Origin of the sequence: Geothrix sp. PMB-07, from assembly GCF_030758935.1 — a bacterium.
Taxonomy (GTDB): Bacteria; Acidobacteriota; Holophagae; order Holophagales; family Holophagaceae; genus Geothrix.
The window spans coordinates 895386-914167 of the sequence record NZ_CP132333.1 but is presented as its reverse complement, the minus strand read 5'-3'; the positions used below and the strand labels follow the sequence as shown (position 1 = coordinate 914167).

Sequence of the window (18782 nt, the reverse complement as noted above, 5' to 3'; positions counted from 1 at the left end):
CGAGAGGAGATCCCGCACCCCCGGGGATCCCAGGCCAGGCATACCCAAGGATCCCCATGCGCGAGATGGACAAGGCATTCGACTTCAGGACGGCGCAAACCCGCTGGTACTCGGTCTGGGAAGACTCCAAGGCCTTCGAGGCGGCGCCCACGAGCGGCAAGGAGCCCTGGTCGATCGTTATTCCCCCGCCCAACATCACGGGCAACCTGCACATGGGCCACGCCCTCGTGAACACGCTGCACGACGTGCTGACGCGCTTCAAGCGCGCCCAGGGCTTTGACGCCCTGTGGGTGCCGGGCACGGATCACGCCGGCATCGCCACGCAGATGATGGTGGAGCGCCAGCTGAAGGCTGAAGGCACCGACCGCCACCAGCTGGGCCGCGAGGCCTTCGAGCAGCGCATCTGGGACTGGAAGGAGAAGAACCAGGGGGCCATCGAGCACCAGCTCAAGCGCCTGGGCTGCTCGGTGGACTGGACCCGCAACCGCTTCACGCTGGATCCCGCCCTCAACAAGGCCGTGCGCAAGGTCTTTGTGGAGAGCTACAAGGCCGGGCGCATCTACCGCGGCCCCCGCATGATCCAGTGGGACCCCGCCCTGCAGACCGCGCTGAGCGACCTGGAAGTGAAATACGAGGAGCGCAACGGCAAGCTCTGGCATCTGCGCTATCCGCTGGCGGATGGCAGCGGCGATGTGGTCGTCGCCACCACCCGCCCCGAGACCATGCTGGGCGACACCGCCGTGGCCGTGCACCCCGACGACGAGCGCTACCAGGGGATGATCGGCAAGCTCATGAACCACCCGCTCACGGGCCGCCAGATCCCCGTGGTGGCCGACACCTTTGTGGATCCCGCCTTCGGCACCGGCTGCGTGAAGGTCACGCCCGCCCACGATCCCAACGACTTCGCCGCGGGCCAGCGCCTGGGCCTGCCCTCCATCACCATCATCGGCTTCGACGCCAAGATGACGGCCGAGGCGGGTGCCTATGCCGGGCTCGACCGCTTCGAGGCCCGCAAGCGCGTGGTGGCCGACCTGGAGGAACAGGGCTTCCTCGTGAAGGTCGAGGACTACGTCAACAAGATCAGCCTGAGTGATCGCAGCGGTGCCGTGCTGGAACCGCTGGTGAGTGAGCAGTGGTTCATGGATGTGCGGGAAGCCGCCGCCAAGGCCCTGGAAGCCGTGAACAGCGGCGCCATCCAGTTCACGCCCGAGCACCACGTGGCCGTCTGGAACCACTGGCTCACCAACATCCAGGATTGGTGCATCAGCCGCCAGCTGGTCTGGGGGCACCGCATTCCCGCCTGGACCTGCGGCAAGTGCGGCGAGCTCCATGTGGAGCTGGAGCAGCCCTCCGCATGCTGCGCATGCGGAGCAGGAGAACTGATTCAGGATCCCGACACGCTGGACACCTGGTTCAGCTCGGCCCTCTGGCCCTTCAGCGTCTTCGGCTGGCCCGAGGAGAGCGACGAACTCAAGCGCTACTACCCCACCAGCGTCCTCATCACCGGCTACGACATCCTGTTCTTCTGGGTGGCGCGCATGGCCATGGCCGGCCTCACCTGGATGGGTGACGTGCCCTTCCGCAAGGTCTACTTCAACAGCCTGGTGCGCGATGCCAGCGGCCAGAAGATGAGCAAGACCAAGGGCAACGTCATCGACCCGCTGGAAGTGATGGAGGAGTACGGCACGGATGCCTTGAGGTTCTCCCTGGCCATCATGGCCGCACCCGGCACCGACATCGCCATGAGCAAGGCCCGCCTCGAGGCCAGCCGCAACTTCTGCAACAAGCTGTGGAACGCGTCGCGCTTCGTGCAGATGAGCCTGGACGAGACCATCACGCTGGAGAACAAGCCCGAGTTCGGCGAAGCCGAGTTCTGGATGATCGGCCGCATGCGCGACAGCCTCGCCACCGTCACCAAGGCCCTCGAGGAGTTCCGTTTCCACGAAGCTTCGGACCTGCTCTACCACCTGGTCTGGGATGACTTCTGCGCCACCTACATCGAGCTGGCCAAGGTGCAGCTGCAGAGCGGCACGAAGGCCCAGAAGGCCGCCATCCTGCACTTCCTCGACATCCTCCTGCGGGCCCTGCACCCCTTCGTGCCCTTCCTCACGGAGGAGATCCACGAGGCGATGATGGACGGCCGCCTGCCCGCCGACGAGCCCGCCCTGCTGGCCCAGCGCGCTTGGCCCGCAGACGACTCCATCCTGCAGGTGAAGGGTGGTGACAGCACCATCATCCCCCGCTTCCAGGAAGTGCTTTCGGCCCTTCTGCGCCTCAAGGCCGAGCAGGGCGTGGATCCCGCCAAGCGCGTGCCGGCCTTCTGCTCGCTGCTGGAGCTGGAGCCCTTCAGCGAGGCGCTGAAATCCATCGCCCGTCTGGAATCCGTCACCTTCACCAAGGACGACCTCGCCTCACCCACGCGCACCGTGGCCGTGGTGGCGGGCGGCGCCGTGGCTCTGGAGCTGGTCGGTCTCAAGGATCCCGTCGCCGAGAAGGCCAAGCTGGAGAAGGAACTGGCCAAGCTCGAAAAAGAACTGGAACCCCTGCGCGCGCGGCTGGCCGATGAGAGCTTCGTCACCAAGGCCCCGGAGGCGGCAGTGGCCAAGCTGCGCATCCAGGCCGAAGAAAAGGAACAGCGCCTCACCCAAGTCAAAGCCCTGCTCAGCTGATGGGACGCACGCCGCGGCTCCTCCTGCTGTTGGCCGTGGCCGGGGGCCTGGGTTTGGGCGCCTACCGCCTGACCCGTCCCAAGCCCAAACCACCCACCGCAGACGCCCTGGCGGCGCTGATCCAGCATCCCGAACCCGAGCCCCTCATCGCGGCGCTGAAGGAGGATCTCGACAGCTACCGCAAGCTGATCGTCCTCTTCGCCGAAGAAGCCAAGCTCAAGCCGGAAGAACGAGCCGCGGCCTCCCGCGTGGGCCAGCAGATCCACCACGAGCGCCTGGCCAAGCAGCGCCAGGCCAACGAAGTGTTGGAGGCCATCCTCGCCTCGGGCAAGCCCGAGCGCTTTCCCACCCTGGATGCCTGGCTCACTTTCATTGAGCAGGGTGAGGATCTCTTCGACGCGGATCGCCTCGCCTTCCGCGAGCCCCTGCGTGTGGTGGCCCAGGCCCTGGGGCGCGATGGCTCGCTCACGGCCGTCAAGCTGGCCAAGCGTGTGGCCGAGGACCAGGAGGCCCTGGACCGCATCGAGGCCCTCTACGAAAAGGAACTGAAGGCCATCTTCGAGCGTTTCGAGGATCGCGGCATCGAGCTGAAACGGGAGCGCTGGGACGACTACCTGGCCAAGCTGAAAGGCCGCTACAGCCGCGAGGCCATCCTGCGCGATTACGGCACCATCCTGCCCTACGCCGGTGCCGTCACTGACGAGCAGAAGGAACTCACGGGGCGCAGCCTGCCGGACAAGACCCTGGTGCTCACCTTCGACGATGGCCCACACGGTGTCTACACCGAAGAGATCGCCGCCATCCTCAAGCAGTACCAGCTGCCGGGCCTCTTCTTCCACGTGGGACGCAATCTCGGCAAGGTGGATGCGGCCGGACAGGTGAAGCTGGGACCTCTGGCCGAACTGGACAAGAAGCTGGTGGCCCAGGGCTACGTGGTGGGCAACCACAGCTACAGCCACGCCCAGCTGAGCAAGGAGACCGGCGATCCCCTGAAGTTGGAAATCGGCGAAACGGATGCCCTGCTCAAGGCCATTCCCGGTGTGCACTCCGACCTGTTCCGCTTTCCCTACGGAGCCCGCACCGACGTGCAGTTGGCGGCCCTCCAGCCCTACCACCTGCGCTCCATCCTCTGGAACATCGATTCCATGGACTGGGCGGACCCCCTGCCCACCTCCATCGTCAACCGCGTGCTGAAGGAGGTGGAGCGGGAGAAGAAGGGCATTCTCCTCTTCCACGACATCCATGACCGCGCCGTGAAGGCGCTGCCTGCCATCCTCGACAAGCTCATCGCCCAGGGGTACGCCTTTGCCGGCTGGGACGGCCAGGCCTTCAAGATCGTCCGCCCCGGCAGCACCCAGGTGGCGGCAGCCGCACCCACCACCGGCTATCAGGAGAGCTGGGCCCTGGTGGTCGGCATCGATGCCTACGCCAAGTGGCCGCGGCTCCAGCATGCGGTGAAGGACGCGGAGGCGGTGAAAGAGCTGCTCGCCACCCGCTTCGGCTTCGCCAACGATCACATCCTGCTGTTCAAGGACGGCGAGGCCACCCGCGCCAACCTGCTGGGCGCCCTGAACGGGAAGCTGGCCAAGGCCAAGCGCGATGACCGCATCTTCATCTACTTCGCCGGCCACGGCGCCACCCGCAAGCTCAGCTCGGGTCGGGATCTGGGCTACCTCATCCCCGTGGATTCCGATCCCAACGCCTTCGCCAGCGATGCGCTGCCCATGACCGATCTGCAAACCGTGGCCGAGGGCCTCACGGCCAAGCACGTCTTCTTTGTGATGGATGCCTGCTATAGCGGCCTGGGCCTCACCCGCGGCGCCTCTGACGCCTTCCTGCGGGAGAACAGCAAGCGCCTGGCGCGGCAGATGCTCACCGCCGGGGGCGCCGACCAATCCGTGGCCGATGACGGCCCCGGCGGCCACAGCGTCTTCACCTGGACCCTGCTTCAGGGCCTCAATGGCCGGGCTGACCTCAACGGCGATGGCGTCATCACGGCCACGGAGCTGGCGGCCTTCACCGCGCCCATCGTGGCCTCCATGTCCCGCCAAACGCCCGCCTTCGGCAGCCTGCCCGGTTCGGAAGGCGGTGAGTTCGTCTTCGAGAAGCCCGTGGAAACGGAGTTCCTCAGTGGCGACAGCGCCCAACTGCAGGGCAAGGAGCTGAAGCTGGCCGAAGTGTTGGATCGCCCCGTCAGCGGCCCCGTGGTGGTGAAAACGCTGGAAGGAGGCGAGACGAAACTGACCGCCGCCAAGCCCACCAAGCTGCCGCCCCGCCAGGCCGCCCAGCGGGCCAACGACCTGGGCCTGCGCCTCTACCGCGAGCAGCGCTACGGCGAAGCCGAGGCGCAGTTCACCGAGGCGCTGAAATACAAACCGGATTTCGCCCTGGCCGCCAACAACCTGGGCTTCATCTACTTCAAGCAGGGCAAGTATCCCGAAGCGGTGCGCTGGTTCGAGAACACCCTGAAGATGGATCCCAGCCGCGCCATCGCCCACTTCAACCTGGGTGAGGCCGCGCTCAAGGCCGGGGATTCGGCCAAGGCCAAACAGGCGCTGCAAACCTACCTGGCCCTGGTGCCCAACGGTGCCAGCAGCGCCAAGGCCAAGGATCTGCTCAAGGCTCTCTGACCTGGCCTTTCGCAGTGCTAGCCTGGGTTCATGCGCCCCGTTGCCTTCGCCCTCCTTGCCTCGGCCGTGCTCGCCGGGGGCTTCCTCTTTCTGCGACGCCACCGCCCCGTGCGTCCCGTGCAGCCGCCTCTCGAAGCCGCCTCGGCCCTGGCCGCTCCCAAGGAGCTTCCGGATGGTGCCACGCCCCTGCTCGAGGCCCTGCGCTCGGATCTCCAAGTCCACCGGCAGTTGATCGTACTCTTCGCAGACGAAGCGATTTTCTCCGGTCCGGCCCTGAACCAGGCCCTCGCGGTGGGCCACCGGCTGCACCATGAGCGGAGGGAGCTGGTCCACCAGCTCAACAAGGCCCTGGTCCAACTGGCAGCCAGGTCCGCGCCCCAGCGCGATCCCATCATCTCCTCCCTGCTGGACTGGATGGAGCAGGATGGCGACTTGCTGACGCCGGACCGCCTGGCCTTCCGCGACACCCTGCGCATCCTGCTGAAGGCCCTCCAGACAGACAGCACACCCGAAGGCGCGGCCCTGAAGCAGCGCCTCACCCGGGATCTGGCCGAGGTGGATCGGGTGGAGGCCCAAGTGGAATCCGAATACCAGCGTGTCTTCGGCGGCTCGGCGGCGGCTCCGAAGGGCGGCGCCCGGGATGTGTGGAATGCGTACGTGGCCGAGTTGCAGCGGCGCCTTCCCGTCCAGCAGCTGCTCGGCTCTGAGGCCATCCCGAGTCCGGCGGAGAAGCTGGCGGGAAGCGGCGAAATCACCGGCACGGAGCTGCCGGACAAGGTGCTCATCCTCAGCTTCGACGATGGCCCGCACCGGGTGTATACCGAGGAAATCAGAACCCTGCTCCAGAAGGAGGGCGTGCCTGCCATGTTCTTCGAGGTGGGTCGGAACCTGGGCACTCAGGAAGCGGGCGGCAGCCTCAAGCTCGGCCACCTCTCCACCATCACGGAGGATTTGGTGAAGGGCGGCTTCCTGGTGGGCAACCACAGCTACTCCCACGCCCAGCTCAGCAAAGAGACCGGCGCTCCGCTGGATCAGGAAATCCGGGAAACGGATCAGCTGCTGCGGGCCATTCCCGGCGCCCACAGCCAGTTGTTCCGCTTCCCCTACGGCGCCCGTACGGCGGTCCAGCTCCGGGCCTTGGAAGCTTTCCAGCTGCGCTCGGTGCTCTGGAACATCGACAGCCTCGACTGGGCGGATCCCGTGCCCAGTTCCGTGGCGGACCGCGTGCTGAAGCTGATCACCCACGAGCGGCGCGGCATCATCCTCTTCCACGACATCCATGACCGGGCGGGCAAGGTGTTGCCGGTGCTCATTCCCCGGCTGCGGGCCGAAGGCTACCGCTTCGCCACGCTCGACCCCACCGGAAAGCTGGTGCTGCCGGAAGCGGGCTGAGGCCCATGATCTTTTTTTGCCCAGCCCCAATCCAGGAATCAAAACCTTCCACGGGCGGCCGATGACATGCCTATCCAGCCAGGGAGGGGTAAGCCATGGCCTTCATCAAGTGGAATCCCAAACTGGCCGTGGGCGTGGACATCATCGACACCCAGCATCAGGCACTCTTCGACCGGGTGAACACGCTCTTCGACGCCATGCAGGCGGGCCACGGCAGGGATGAGATCGGCAAAACCCTGACATTCCTGGCCAACTACACCGTGGAGCACTTCAAGACCGAGGAGGGCCTCATGCAGAAGTCCGCCTACCCCGGCTACAAGGATCACAAAGCCATCCATGACGACCTCACTCAGAAGGTGGTTGATCTGCAAGGCAAGCTCGACAAAGGCTCGCAGATGCTGTCTCTGCCCGTCATGCATTTCCTCCGCGACTGGCTGACGCACCACATTTCCGAGGAAGACAAGAAGCTGGCCGCACACCTGAACCAAGTCGGCCTCCGGTAGGCGCGGCGGAACATTTGCATGCTTTTTCTAATTCTTCTTCAATAATCAACCTCCCATCTCAGAGGCCGATGACCAGGAAGACTCATTCAGGAGATCGCCATGGCCTTCGTGAAATGGGAACCCAAGTTCGAGGTCGGGGTGGCCGCGGTGGACGCCCAGCACCGGATGCTCTTCGAGCACGTGAACGCGCTCTTCGACGCCATGCAGGCGGGACAAGGCAAGGACGAGATCGGCAAGACGCTGTCCTTCTTGGCCAAGTACACCGTGGATCACTTCAAGACCGAAGAGGACCTCATGCAGAAGTCCGCCTATCCGGGCTACGCCGATCACAAGGCCATCCACGATGAGCTCACGCGCCAGGTGGTGGAACTGCAAGGCAAGCTCGCCAAAGGCTCGCAGATGCTGTCCCTGCCGGTCATGCACTTCCTCCGGGACTGGCTGGCCCACCACATTTCGGAAGAGGACAAGAAGATGGCCCTCCACCTGAACGCGGCCGGCATCCACTGACGGATGCTAGGCTGGAAGGCATGAAGACTTACTATGCAGGCCAGGATGTGGATGCGCCCTGTGGGCGGTGCGGCGGCGAGACCCGCCACCAGGTGCTCACAGTCACTAACGGAGTGCCTGATCGGCTCATCTGCGGTAATTGCCGGTCCGTCCACAAATTCCGCGCAGCCAAGCCCGAGCCCTTGCCCCGCACCCCGCGCATTCCTGCGGCCGCCAAGGCAGGCTCCCCACGGCCCGGCGCCTCTCTGACCTCCCAGTTCCAGCAGCTCCTCGCCGCGGAGCAGGGTGGTGCCAGCGCCAAGCCTTACCGCGTCACCGAGCGTTGGGAAGAGGGCACCTGGATGGACCATCCCAGCTTTGGCCTGGGCCGCATCCAGCGGCGCCTGGGCAAGAAGGTGGACGTGCTCTTCCGCGACGGCCTCAAAACCCTGGTCAGCGCATGACACAGCAGCCCCTCCTCGAATCCGGCTCACCCGCCCTGCGGGAACTGAGGTTCGCGGTGCTGGATCTGGAAACCACCGGTGGCAGCCCCAAGGCCCGCTGGGGCAAGGATGGCCGGTTTCTCCAGCCTTCCGAGATCACCGAAGTGGGGCTGGTGCGCCTTTCGGGCCTGGTGGTGGAGGATCGCTTTTCCAGCCTGGCCTCCATTCAGGGCTTCCTGCCGGAGGAAATCCAGCGGCTCACAGGCATCAGCCTGCCCATGCTGGCGGGCGCTCCCCCCTGGGAGCAGGTGGCGCTGAAGCTGGCGCCCAAGCTTGAAGGCCGCATCTGGGTGGCCCACCACGCACCCTACGACGGCAGCTTCCTCAAGGCTTGGCTGCCCGAAGGCGTTTGGCGGCGGCACCGCCTCATCTGCACCCGACTGCTGGCCAAGAAACTCATTCCTGAACTGCCCCGGCGCAGCCTCGCAGACCTTTGCGATTTCCTGGGCATCACCAACACCCGGGCCCATCGCGCGCTTCAGGATGCCGAGGCCACGGCGGAAGCCCTGCAGCACCTCATCCGCCGCGCCGAAGAACAGGGCCTGGATGGCGAGGCCTTCCTGGCCGCCGGCGACGTGCCCTGGAGCAAGGTCTGAGCGGACCGCCGATTGGATGTGGGCGATTGGATATGGGCCCTATTTCCGGAAACCCACTTCCAGCCTCACACCAGCCGTGAAACGGTTGCCGTAAAGGCCGGTGAGCTGTGTATACCCCGCGCCTTCAGTGGTCTGGCTCTTGGCGGTGTTCAGCGTGTAGGTAAGGGGCAGGCTGAAGCGGACGAACCCCCGTTTCCCGAAAGACGTCAGGTAGCGGGGGGAGACCCGGAGGCTGGCTTCGTTGAAGCCCTGCTTCGTCACCTCTGCCAGCAACAAATGGTACTTGTCCAGCAGCTCAAGGTTTTTGGCGCGTCCCGCCTTCAGCTCGACGTCGTCGAAGGCCAGGCCCTCACGGAAGGGATCACCCTGGATCCTCACTCGCAGGCCCGTCACCGTGTAGGTGGCGGTGTAGAGCACGTGGTTCTCGAAGGCGCCAGATTCGTAGAGGCTGAAGGGTTTTTCGGTTTTGTCTGAGTAGAAGCCCAACCAGTAGGTGCGAGCATCGCGCTCGGAATCCCCGAAGCGCCAATCCAGGCCGGAGGATTTCACCCGGGTGCGATAGGCGAAGCGCACATCATCCACCAGGCTCACCCAGCCTTCGCCAGCCCGATCCAGGATCAGAGCCCCTTTGGGCAACACCGCCGTCAGGGACTGCTTCTCGTCCACGTACGAAAACTGGAGGGGCAGGAACCCTTGTGTCAGCCCAAGGCTGAACGAGACCTGCTCCGAGAAGGTGGTGGAGGCATCCGAGACATCGAGCTTGCGGTCGGGTTCGCCCTGCTCCTTCACACCAAAAGCATTCCGGGCAGACTTGGCATAGCCCGCTTCCAGCCTCAGCGCCCCGGGCACCGCCACCACCCCCACTCCCACCACAGGATAGGGCGAGGCCTCCATGCGGACCGTGGGCGGCGTCGCAACCGAGGCGCTCTGATAGGCCACCTGCGCGCTGAGGGCCACCCAGCTTGGCGCGGTCGCAGCCATCAACGACGGAGCCGGAGGAACCGCCTCGACCGTTGGCGGGTCAGGCGGCACCTTTTGCACGGTTTGAGGCGGCATGGGGCGAGGGGTGGGGTCGTCCTCATTGGGATCGATGTCCCCCTTCGCCGCTTCCACCTCAGTGCTTGCCTGGCTGATCTTCCCGATGACCAGGGGGTCGTAGGCGTCGTGAGCCACCGGAGGGACCGGCTGTGTTCGCACCCCAATGATTCCCTGTTCCATCAGGAGGCTGACCAGGGTTCGCACCCGTCCCTGGTTGACCGCATCGGAAGCCCCGCTGTTCCTGGGAATGCCGATCACCCAGACTCCGCCTTTGCCCCATTCACGGATGAGGTTGCCCAGCTTCTCCCGCCCCAGGGGACTCAGTTCCGTGGTGTTCCGGTCGAAGTACAAAATCCCCTGTTGAGTCAGGACTGTGATCGGAATGTCCTGGGCTTCCAGTGGGCTGGCCAAAGCCCACATCGATAGCGCCAACATTCGCCCGGGCAGCAGCAATGGATCCTCTCGAAGCGCCAACAAGATTCAGGGAAAGGGTACCCGGCGGTAGCCGTCCAGCTGTGGAGGAAACCGGGCATGGATCTGGCATGAAGCAATTCGCGATCCAACCTATACCACACGGTTCGCAATGAAAGTCGAGACCACCCAAGGCCTGCGCGCCCTCGCCACTGGGCACGGACTGCCAGGATTTGGGCCGCCCTCTCCCGAGCCCGACACGTAGGAACGGGCCCGACGTTTTAGAAAGTGCCCTTTTGGAAAGCCCCATGGGAAGAGCCATCGACCACAGCCATTCGAGGAAAGGACACCCGTTCTGGCGGGTCAGCCTGCTCGGCCTTGCCCTCCTGCTGGCCTTCGCCTGTGGCGGCGGCGCCAAACCCAGCGAGGTGCTGGCCCCGGCCACACCAGGATTCGCGAACCAACCCGCCGCGCAAACGGTCACCCTGGGCCAGACGGCCACCTTCTCCGTCACCGCCACCGGCTTCGCCCCCTTCACCTATCAATGGATGAAGGATGGAACCCCCATTCCCGCCGCCACCGGCGCCAGCTACACCACCCCCGCCACAGGCATGGCCGATGACGGTGCCCAGTTCTCGGTGCGGATCACCAATCGCCTGGGCAGCGCCGATTCCAGCTCCGCGTCCCTTTGGGTACAGTGGGCACCGGCCATCAGCAGCCAGCCCCTCGATAAAAGCGTGGTGGGGGGACAGTCCGCGACTTTCTCTGTCATCGCGAATGGAAAGCCCACACCCACCTACCAGTGGCAGCGGAACCTGACGGACATTCCCGGCGCCACAGGGCCCGACTACACCTTAAACGGCGCCACCCTGGCCGATCACGGCGCCACCTTCCGCTGCCGCATCAGCAATGCCGCCGGCACCACCGATACCCGCAGCGCCATCCTGTCCGTTCAGCCTGCCACCAGCATCCCTTCCATCACGGCCTTTTCCGCCGCGCCTGCCACCTTGCTTCTGGGCCAAAGCGCCACCCTGACCTGGGTGGTCACGGGCGCCACCAGCCTCAGCATCGACCAGAACGTGGGCTCGGTCACGGGGCTATCCAGCACCTCCGTGACCCCCACCAGCACCGGCATCATCACCTACACGCTCACCGCCTCCAATTCGGCGGGCCCCGCCACCGCCACCACCCAGGTCAGCGTGCAGGCGCTTCCCACCTATGCCCTGACCGTCAATCTCGGCAGCGGTGTCATGGGCGCGCCTGCGGCCTCCGCGTCCTACACCCAGGGCACCGCCGTGGCCTACAGCTATGCCCTGCTGCCGGGTTACCAGAACCTGCAGGTCAGAGTGGATGGCGTGCTCGCGGGCAACTCCGGCTCCGTGACCATGAACGGGCCCCATACCCTGGCGGTCACGGCGCTGCGCACCTACACCATCACCGCCAACGCCGGGGCCAACGGTTCGATCACACCCAGCGGCACCACCACCGTGACCCAGGGCAGCAGTCAGACCTACGCCATCACACCCAACGCGGGCTACCAGGTGGCCAGCCTGATGGTGGACGGCACGCCCGTCGCGGTGCAACCGACCTACACCTTCGCGAATGTGAGCGCCGATCACAGCATTTCCGCCACCTTCGCCCCGGTGCTGACCGTCTCCCTTGATGCAGGCGTGACGGGAACGCCCACCGCCACCGCGGTCCAAACCCCAGGCGCCTCGGTGCCCTACAGCTACGCTCTGCTGCCAGGTTTCAACAACCTGGCGGTAACCCTGGATGGAAGCCCCGCGCCAGCCTCGGGCACCGTCACCATGAACGGCCCCCACACCCTGACCGCCACGTCCCAGGTGCAGACCTTCACCCTCGCCGCCAGCGCGGGTCCCAACGGCAGCATCAGCCCCGCGGGAACGACCACCTTGAATTACGGCAGCAGCCAGGTTTTCACCGTCACCGCCGATCCCGGCTACCAGGTCGCCAACGTCCTGGTGGATGGGGCCTCCGTGGGGGCACTGACCTCGTACACCTTCACAAACCTATCCGCGAACCACACCATCAGCGCCACCTTCCAGGTCCGCACCTTCACCATCACGGCCAGCTCGAGCCCCCACGGCAACATCGGACCTTCAGGCGCGGTCGTCGTGAATCAGGGCAGCACGCTCACCTTTTCACTCACCCCCAATGCGGGCTACCAACTCACCAGCCTCCTGGTGGATGGCGCCTCCGTGGGCACCCCGGTCTCCTACACCTTCACCAACGTGGTGGCCGATCACACCATCGTCGCCACCTTCTCGCCCATCCTGACGGTCACCGTTGGCCTCGGTGTGACGGGCACCCCTGGCGCCACGTCGGCTCCCGCGCTGGGTTCCACGGTGAACTACAACTACGCCCTGGCCACCGGTTACAAGAACCTGTCGGTGCTGCTGGATGGCAACCCGGTGGCGGTCAGCGGCAGCTTCACCATGAACGGCCCGCATACCCTGGCTGCCAGTGCCTTGATCCAGACTTTCACCATCACCGCCAGCGCAGGCACCAACGGCAGCATCAGCCCCACCGGATCCACCACCCTGAACTATGGCGGCAGCCAGACCTACACCATGACGCCCGACCCCGGGTACCAGGTGGCCGATGTCCTGGTGGACGGCATCTCCGTCGGCGCCGTCACCTCGTACGGCTTCGTGAGCCTGGCCGCGAACCACACCATCAGCGTCAGCTTCAGCGCCCTCCCCCAGTTCGTGCTGACCGTCATCAAGACCAGCGGCATCTCGGGCGTCCCCCTTTCCACCCTGGGCTACACGCCTGGAACCGCGGTGCATTACGCCTACAGCCTGCAACCCGGCTACCAGAATCTGCAGGTGAAGCTCGATGGGGTGCTGGTGGGCTCCACCGGGGACGTAACCATGGATGGTCCCCACACGCTGGATGTCAGCGCTCAGATCACCACCTACCTCATTACGGTCAGCCCCGGCCCCAATGGCAGCATCAGTCCGGGGACGGGCTTCGTGAACTACAACACCAGCCCGACCTACACCATCACGCCAGATCCCGGCTACGACGTGGCCAACGTCAACGTGGATGGCGCCAACCTGGGGGCCATCACCACCTACACAATCCTGGCCGTGGCCGAGACTCACACCATCTCCGCCACCTTCACTTTCGTGGGCCCCATCATCGCCGGGCGCGTGGGCCACTCCGCCACTTTGCTCGCCAGCGGAAAAACCCTGGTGGCAGGCGGTTCCAGCGCAGCGCCGTCTGCATCTAGCGACCTGACCAGCAGCCTGCTCTACGATGCGGCGACCCAGACCTGGAGTCCCAGCGGCAGCCTGAGCGCGGGCCGGACCGACCATACCGCCACACGGTTGCAGGATGGAACGGTGCTGGTGGCAGGCGGAGTCCAGGGTTCCACCTACCTGACCAGCGCGGAGATCTTCAATCCAACCTCCGGTTCCTGGTCGCCCACGGGCAGCCTGAGCCTGGCCCGCTCGGGCCACAGCGCCACCCTGCTTGCGGATGGACGGGTGCTGGTGGTCGGCGGCCACGATGCGACGGGGCCTCTCCCCACGACCGAACTCTATGACCCGACCACCCGGCTGTGGAGCCCCGTGAGCAGCCTGGCCACGGCCCGTTCCAACCACTCAGCCACCCTCCTGGCGGATGGCACCGTGCTGGTGGCCGGAGGCCTGGGTGTCACGGGGGCCATCCTTCATTCGGAACGCTTCGATCCCCAGACAGGCGTCTGGAGCCTCACCGCGGGTGCCCTCGCCGAGGCCCGCGCCAGCCACTCGGCCACCCTGCTCGCCGATGGCACCGTGCTGGTGGCCGGAGGCACCGGGAATGCGGGTGCCCTATCCAGCGCCGAGCGTTTCGACCCCGGCGCGGGGACCTGGGCCCTCACCGGTGCCCTGGATGCCCCCCGCACCGGCCACCGGGCCACCCTGCTGCCCAGCGGGATGGTGCTGGTCTCCGGCGGGAGCGATGGCACCACAGCCCTATTGACTGTGGAGGCCTACGATCCGATCGGTGGCACCTGGACCCTCGGGAACCGCCTGAAGGCTGCCCGCACAGGCCATACCGCCACCCTGCAACCGGATGGGAGCGTGCTGCTGGCCTTTGGCACCCAGGGAAACGTGGCTCAGGAGCGCTACGTTCCCTGACCACTCGCCCTAGGATTGCCCGCGGCCCCGGCTAAGCTGGTGCCCATGGATCTCGTCCGCTTTCTCGAACTCGTCCGCACCCAGGGCTGGCAGGGCTGGTCCCTCTGGGCCGTACTGCTGGCCCAGGCCCTGCTCTGGGTGGGCCTGGTGCGGTTGCACCTGTCGCTCCAGCGGGAAGAGGCGCCCTGGGAGGAATGCATCGGGAAGATCCGCTCGGCCTTCCTCCGCAAGGTCAATGGCGAGGAGGAGATCCAGGAACTGAAGGTGCACCGTTACGCGCCCCTGGTGGATCAGCTGCTGGCCCTGCATTTCGTGGAGGAGAAGGCCGACCGCTTCGACCGCTGGCTGCTGCTGCGCTGGAAGGTGAAGGAGGGCCTGCGCCCCTACTGGATCCGCTGGGGCTACCTCATCATCGCCTTCGGGGCCGTGGTCTGGTACCTCCAGGGTTTGCGTCTAGATATCGGCACGGAAGCCCTCAAGCGCACCCCCGTGGATCCACGCCTGCTGTGGGTCTGGCTGGGCTACGCGATGGTGCTGGCCTGGAAGATCGTGCGCATCCACGGCAACCTCGAGCGCGTACAGCGCAGCCTGCTGCTGCCCCGGCGGGATGAATAGCCCGTGGCTGCAGTGGTCCAACCCTTCCAGCCAGGCCAGGAAGCGCAGGTGCTCGACCTGATCCTGCCCATCCAGCGGCTGGAGTTCGGCGTTCCCATCACCGCCGCCGATCAACCGGACCTGGCCCGCATTCCGGAGATCTACCAGACGGGCCGGGGTGGATTCTGGGTGGGCGTGGAGCTCGGCCAGGTGGTCGGAACCATCGGACTCATCGACTTCGGGCAGGCCCCCGGGGGCGGTGGCGCCCTCCGTAAGATGTTCCTGCAGAAGGCTCAGCGCGGCAGCGGCTTGGCCCAGGCCCTGCTGGACGCGCTGCTGGTTCACGCCAAGGCCCGCCAGCTGCCAGGCATCTGGCTGGGTACTCTCCCCCATATGGGCGCGGCCCATCGGTTTTACGAGCGCAACGGTTTCCGCCGGGTGGAGCCCGGGGATCTGCCGCCCGATTTCCCCCGCATGCCCGTGGACACAGTTTTCTACGCCTTGGAACTGACCCATGTCCCGGCGCGGTGAGGCGGCCCGCCGCCTGGGCCTGCGGGCCGAGCGGCTCACCCTTTGGCTGCTTTGGGCCCAGGGCTGGGACCTGGTGGCCTGGCGTCAAAAACTGGGCCGCTGGGAACTGGACCTCCTGCTGAGCCGGGGCTCGGAACTGCGGTTGTTGGAAGTGAAAGCCCGGCGCCCAGGCGCTTGGGTGGGTGCCGACACGGCCCTGGGGCCCGAGCAGCGGTTGCGCCTCCAGAAGGCCCTGCGCACCTGGCTGGACCGGGTGCCCTGGCCGGGCGAGGTTTCCTTCCAGCGGGTGAGCTGGGCGGGCTGGCGCTGTCGGTTCCATCCGCCGGAGCGCTGGGATGCCCTGAAAGTTCCCCGATGACCCGGATCAGCAGTTGCCTCTGCGCCCTGCTGATGGGCTTTGCGCCGCTCTATGGCCAGAAGGCTGGCGGGCAGGACCTGTCCTTGAAGCTCCGCCCCCTCCTGGGCATTCCCTACGCCGAGGATGTCGGCCTGGACGAACGGGGCCGCTGGGCCCATTTCTCCCGCCCGGACCAAACCCTGGACCAGCCTGGCCTGAACTGTTCCGGCTTCCTGGTGGCGGCGGCCCGTCGACTGCTGGGCTACGGCGGCACCTTGGTCGACGCGGGCCGGGATCGGTTGGGCGACAGCGGCCCCACGGCCAAGGAGGGCCCGGACTGGGATTTCGGCTGGGACCTGGTGCTGAACCTCAGCGAGGGCCACGCCCGCCGCTGGGTGCTGCCCGCAGGCGATGCGCCCCTGCCGGGGCTGGCCAGTCAGTCCGCCCGATCCCTGGCGGGCTTCCGCGTGCAGGACCGGGACGCCTGGGCCAGGCTGTCATCCCGCTGGCGGTCGGACCGGGTGTAATTGGCCACGCTGATGCGGGGCTCGGGCCTCCGGCTGCGCCATCATCATGTGGCCCTGCTGCTTCGGGAAGGCGCCGCAGGGCTGGGTTTCTACCAGACCCTGCCCCGTGGCCGGGTGCATCGGCTGGCCCTGGATTCGACTGAGGGGCTGGATCGTCTTTGCGCCATGTTCGGGCCCGGGGAGCGGATTCTCATCCTGGAAGTACAGCCTTAGGTTCTCCGGGGGATCAAACCTGAGCCCAGGCCTCGCGCTGGCAACCTTCCACGGGCCTGGCACGGCCCTCGCCCCGCACCCTGCGGGTGTCGGTATGTTGACCTTTCTAGACCGTCTGCTTCCATTCATGGGCCGCCTGGCCAGGCGGTCGGATCTCGCTGCGCCCGTGTTCGTGATGATCGTGCTGGTGGTCATGGTGCTGCCCATGCCCGCTTTCGCGGTGGACCTGCTCATCGTCCTGAACATCACCCTGAGTCTCGTGATCCTGATGGTGGGCATGTATGTGCGCCGCCCCAAGGAATTCAGCTCGTATCCCTCGGTGCTGCTGGTGGTGACGCTGTTCCGGCTGGCCATCAACGTGGCCACCACCCGCCGCATCCTGCTCTACGCCGGCGACCAGGGCGCCGATGCCGCGGGCCACATGGTGAAGGCCTTCGGCCAGTTCGTGGTGGGCGGCAGCTACGTCATCGGCCTGGTCGTCTTCCTCATTCTGCTGGCCATCCAGTTCCTGGTCATCAACCACGGTGCGGGCCGCATCGCCGAAGTGACCGCCCGCTTCACCCTGGATGCCCTGCCCGGCAAGCAGATGGCCATCGACGCCGATCTGAATGCGGGCTACATCGACGAGCAGGAAGCCCGGCGGCGCCGCAAGGATCTGCAAGAGGAAGCCGGTTTCTATGGCGCCATGGACGGCGCCGTGAAATTCACCCAGCGCGATGCGGTGGCCGCCCTCATCATCCTGGCCGTCAACATCGTGGCGGGCATCATCCTGGGCGTGGTGCGCTACAACCTACCGGTCACCCAGGCGATGGAAGTCTTCACCCTGCTCACCGTGGGCGATGGCCTGGTGACGGTCATCCCCAGCCTGCTCATCAGTGTGGGCGGCGCCATCCTCACCACCCGCAGCGGCTCCGATGCCACGGGGCTGGGCAGCGAAGTCATGGGCCAGCTGGGCGCCGACCACCGGCCCTTGTCCATCGCGGCGGCCGTCCTTTTCCTGTTCGGCGCCGTGCCGGGCCTGCCCCTGTTCCCCTTCTGGGTCATGGCCGCCATTTTCGGCGTCATGGCCTATGCGGCTTGGAAACTGCCCAAGACCGAGGCCCCCGGCGCTGAGGATCTGGCCGCCGCCGAAAAGGCCCGGACTGCCGCCGTGGAAAACGCCGACCGGGTGGAAGGCTTGCTCAAGATCGATCCCCTGGGCCTCGAGGTGGGCTACAGCCTCATTCCGCTGCTGGACGTGAATCAGGGCGGCACGGTACTCGAGCGCATCAAGGGTGTCCGGCGGCAGATGGCCTCGGACCTGGGCATCGTGGTGCCCCCAGTGCGCATCCGCGACAACCTGCAACTGGCGCCCCATGTCTACCGCCTTCTGCTCCGCGGCGAGGAGATCGCCCGGGCGGAGCTGCAACCCAACCAGTTCATGGCCATGAATCCGGGCACCGCCACGGAAGATCTGGCGGGCGTCCCCACCTCCGAACCGGCCTTCGGCCTACCCGCCTACTGGATTCCCGATTCGCAGCGAGACCGGGCCCAGATGCTGGGCTACACCGTGGTGGAGCCAGCCACCGTGCTCACCACTCACCTGGCGGAACTCATCAAGCAGCACGCCACCGAGCTGCTGGGCCGACCTGAGGTGCAGCACCTGCTGGACACCCTGAAGGAAACTTCGCCAAAGCTGGTGGACGACCTCATCCCCAACGTCATCAGCGTGACCACCCTCCAGAAAGTGCTGCACAACCTGCTGCGGGAGCGGGTGCCCGTGCGCGACCTGGGCCGCATTCTCGAAGCCACCGCCGATGCCGCGGGCATGACCAAGGACATCGGTTTCATCACCGAGTACGTGCGCCAGGCCCTGGGCCGGGTGCTCACCAGTCCGCACCTGTCCGACTCGGGCGAACTGGGCGTGCTGGTGCTTGATCCGTCTCTGGAGCAGACCCTCCAGGGAGGCATCGAACAGACCGACCGGGGCAGCTTCCTGGCCCTGGAGCCGGGCCGCACCCAGGAAGTGCTCTCCCGCATCGCCAACGGCATCACGGCCCTGCTGCCCGGCGCCCAGCCGGTGCTGCTCACCAACCCGGTGGTGCGCCCCCACCTGCGCCGCCTGCTGGAACGGGCCCTGCCCCACCTGGTGGTGCTGAGCCACAGCGAGGTGCCCATGGATGTCCGCGTCGTGAACCTGGGGACTGTGTCGTGAAGGATCAAGC

General features: G+C 66.2%; 15 protein-coding genes. 14 read left to right on the top strand and 1 reads right to left on the bottom strand.

Annotation, left to right across the window (positions count from 1 at the left end):
- The first annotated feature begins 56 nt into the window (after nt 1-56).
- The 7 genes from Q9293_RS03995 (at nt 57) to Q9293_RS03965 (ending at nt 8779) form a co-directional block, all read left to right on the top strand.
- The gene (locus tag Q9293_RS03995; RefSeq protein WP_306250272.1) at nt 57-2669 is read left to right on the top strand and encodes a valine--tRNA ligase; all 2613 of its coding nucleotides are present in this window, start codon (nt 57-59) and stop codon (nt 2667-2669) included.
- Nucleotides 2669-5299, top strand: coding sequence for a polysaccharide deacetylase family protein (locus tag Q9293_RS03990; RefSeq protein ID WP_306250270.1), 2631 nt, complete (start codon nt 2669-2671; stop codon nt 5297-5299). Before Q9293_RS03995 ends, Q9293_RS03990 begins: the two co-directional genes overlap by 1 nt.
- A gap of 30 nt (nt 5300-5329) precedes the next feature.
- Complete coding sequence (locus Q9293_RS03985; protein ID WP_306250268.1) at nt 5330-6691, top strand: polysaccharide deacetylase family protein; 1362 nt, start codon at nt 5330-5332, stop codon at nt 6689-6691.
- A 95-nt stretch (nt 6692-6786) separates the two neighbouring features.
- Nucleotides 6787-7194, top strand: coding sequence for a bacteriohemerythrin (locus Q9293_RS03980; protein ID WP_306250266.1), 408 nt, complete (start codon nt 6787-6789; stop codon nt 7192-7194).
- Between the two features lie 99 nt (nt 7195-7293).
- Nucleotides 7294-7701, top strand: a complete 408-nt coding sequence (locus tag Q9293_RS03975; protein WP_306250263.1) for a bacteriohemerythrin — start codon at nt 7294-7296, stop codon at nt 7699-7701.
- 20 nt (nt 7702-7721) lie between these two features.
- On the top strand, nt 7722-8144 hold the full coding sequence (locus tag Q9293_RS03970; RefSeq protein ID WP_306250262.1) for a hypothetical protein: 423 nt from the start codon (nt 7722-7724) through the stop codon (nt 8142-8144).
- Nucleotides 8141-8779 (top strand): PolC-type DNA polymerase III, encoded by a 639-nt coding sequence (locus Q9293_RS03965; RefSeq protein ID WP_306250260.1) that lies wholly within the window; start codon nt 8141-8143, stop codon nt 8777-8779. Before Q9293_RS03970 ends, Q9293_RS03965 begins: the two co-directional genes overlap by 4 nt.
- A gap of 39 nt (nt 8780-8818) precedes the next feature.
- On the opposite strand, the gene Q9293_RS03960 is transcribed toward Q9293_RS03965, so the two are convergent.
- On the bottom strand, nt 8819-10228 hold the full coding sequence (locus Q9293_RS03960; RefSeq protein ID WP_306250258.1) for a hypothetical protein: 1410 nt from the start codon (nt 10226-10228) through the stop codon (nt 8819-8821).
- 308 nt (nt 10229-10536) lie between these two features.
- Here Q9293_RS03960 and Q9293_RS03955 point away from each other — a divergent pair, with 308 nt between their 5' ends.
- The 7 genes from Q9293_RS03955 to flhA all read left to right on the top strand — a co-directional run bounded on the left by Q9293_RS03955 (nt 10537) and on the right by flhA (nt 18772).
- A complete protein-coding gene (locus Q9293_RS03955) occupies nt 10537-14376 on the top strand; it encodes a kelch repeat-containing protein (RefSeq protein ID WP_306250256.1) in 3840 nt (1279 codons plus the stop codon).
- Between the two features lie 45 nt (nt 14377-14421).
- Nucleotides 14422-14991: a hypothetical protein gene (locus tag Q9293_RS03950; RefSeq protein WP_306250254.1), complete on the top strand. Its 570-nt coding sequence runs from the start codon at nt 14422-14424 to the stop codon at nt 14989-14991.
- A 3-nt stretch (nt 14992-14994) separates the two neighbouring features.
- Nucleotides 14995-15501 carry a GNAT family N-acetyltransferase gene (locus Q9293_RS03945; protein WP_306250252.1) on the top strand — a complete coding sequence of 169 codons (507 nt, stop codon included), beginning with the start codon at nt 14995-14997 and terminating at the stop codon, nt 15499-15501.
- Complete coding sequence (locus tag Q9293_RS03940) at nt 15485-15859, top strand: YraN family protein (RefSeq protein ID WP_306250249.1); 375 nt, start codon at nt 15485-15487, stop codon at nt 15857-15859. The genes Q9293_RS03945 and Q9293_RS03940 overlap by 17 nt, the downstream gene beginning before the upstream one ends.
- Nucleotides 15856-16365, top strand: a complete 510-nt coding sequence (locus Q9293_RS03935; protein WP_306250248.1) for a hypothetical protein — start codon at nt 15856-15858, stop codon at nt 16363-16365. The genes Q9293_RS03940 and Q9293_RS03935 overlap by 4 nt, the downstream gene beginning before the upstream one ends.
- Nucleotides 16366-16578 (top strand): hypothetical protein, encoded by a 213-nt coding sequence (locus Q9293_RS03930; RefSeq protein ID WP_306250246.1) that lies wholly within the window; start codon nt 16366-16368, stop codon nt 16576-16578.
- 94 nt (nt 16579-16672) lie between these two features.
- Nucleotides 16673-18772, top strand: a complete 2100-nt coding sequence (gene flhA, locus Q9293_RS03925; RefSeq protein WP_306250244.1) for a flagellar biosynthesis protein FlhA — start codon at nt 16673-16675, stop codon at nt 18770-18772.
- Nucleotides 18773-18782 lie beyond the last annotated feature (10 nt).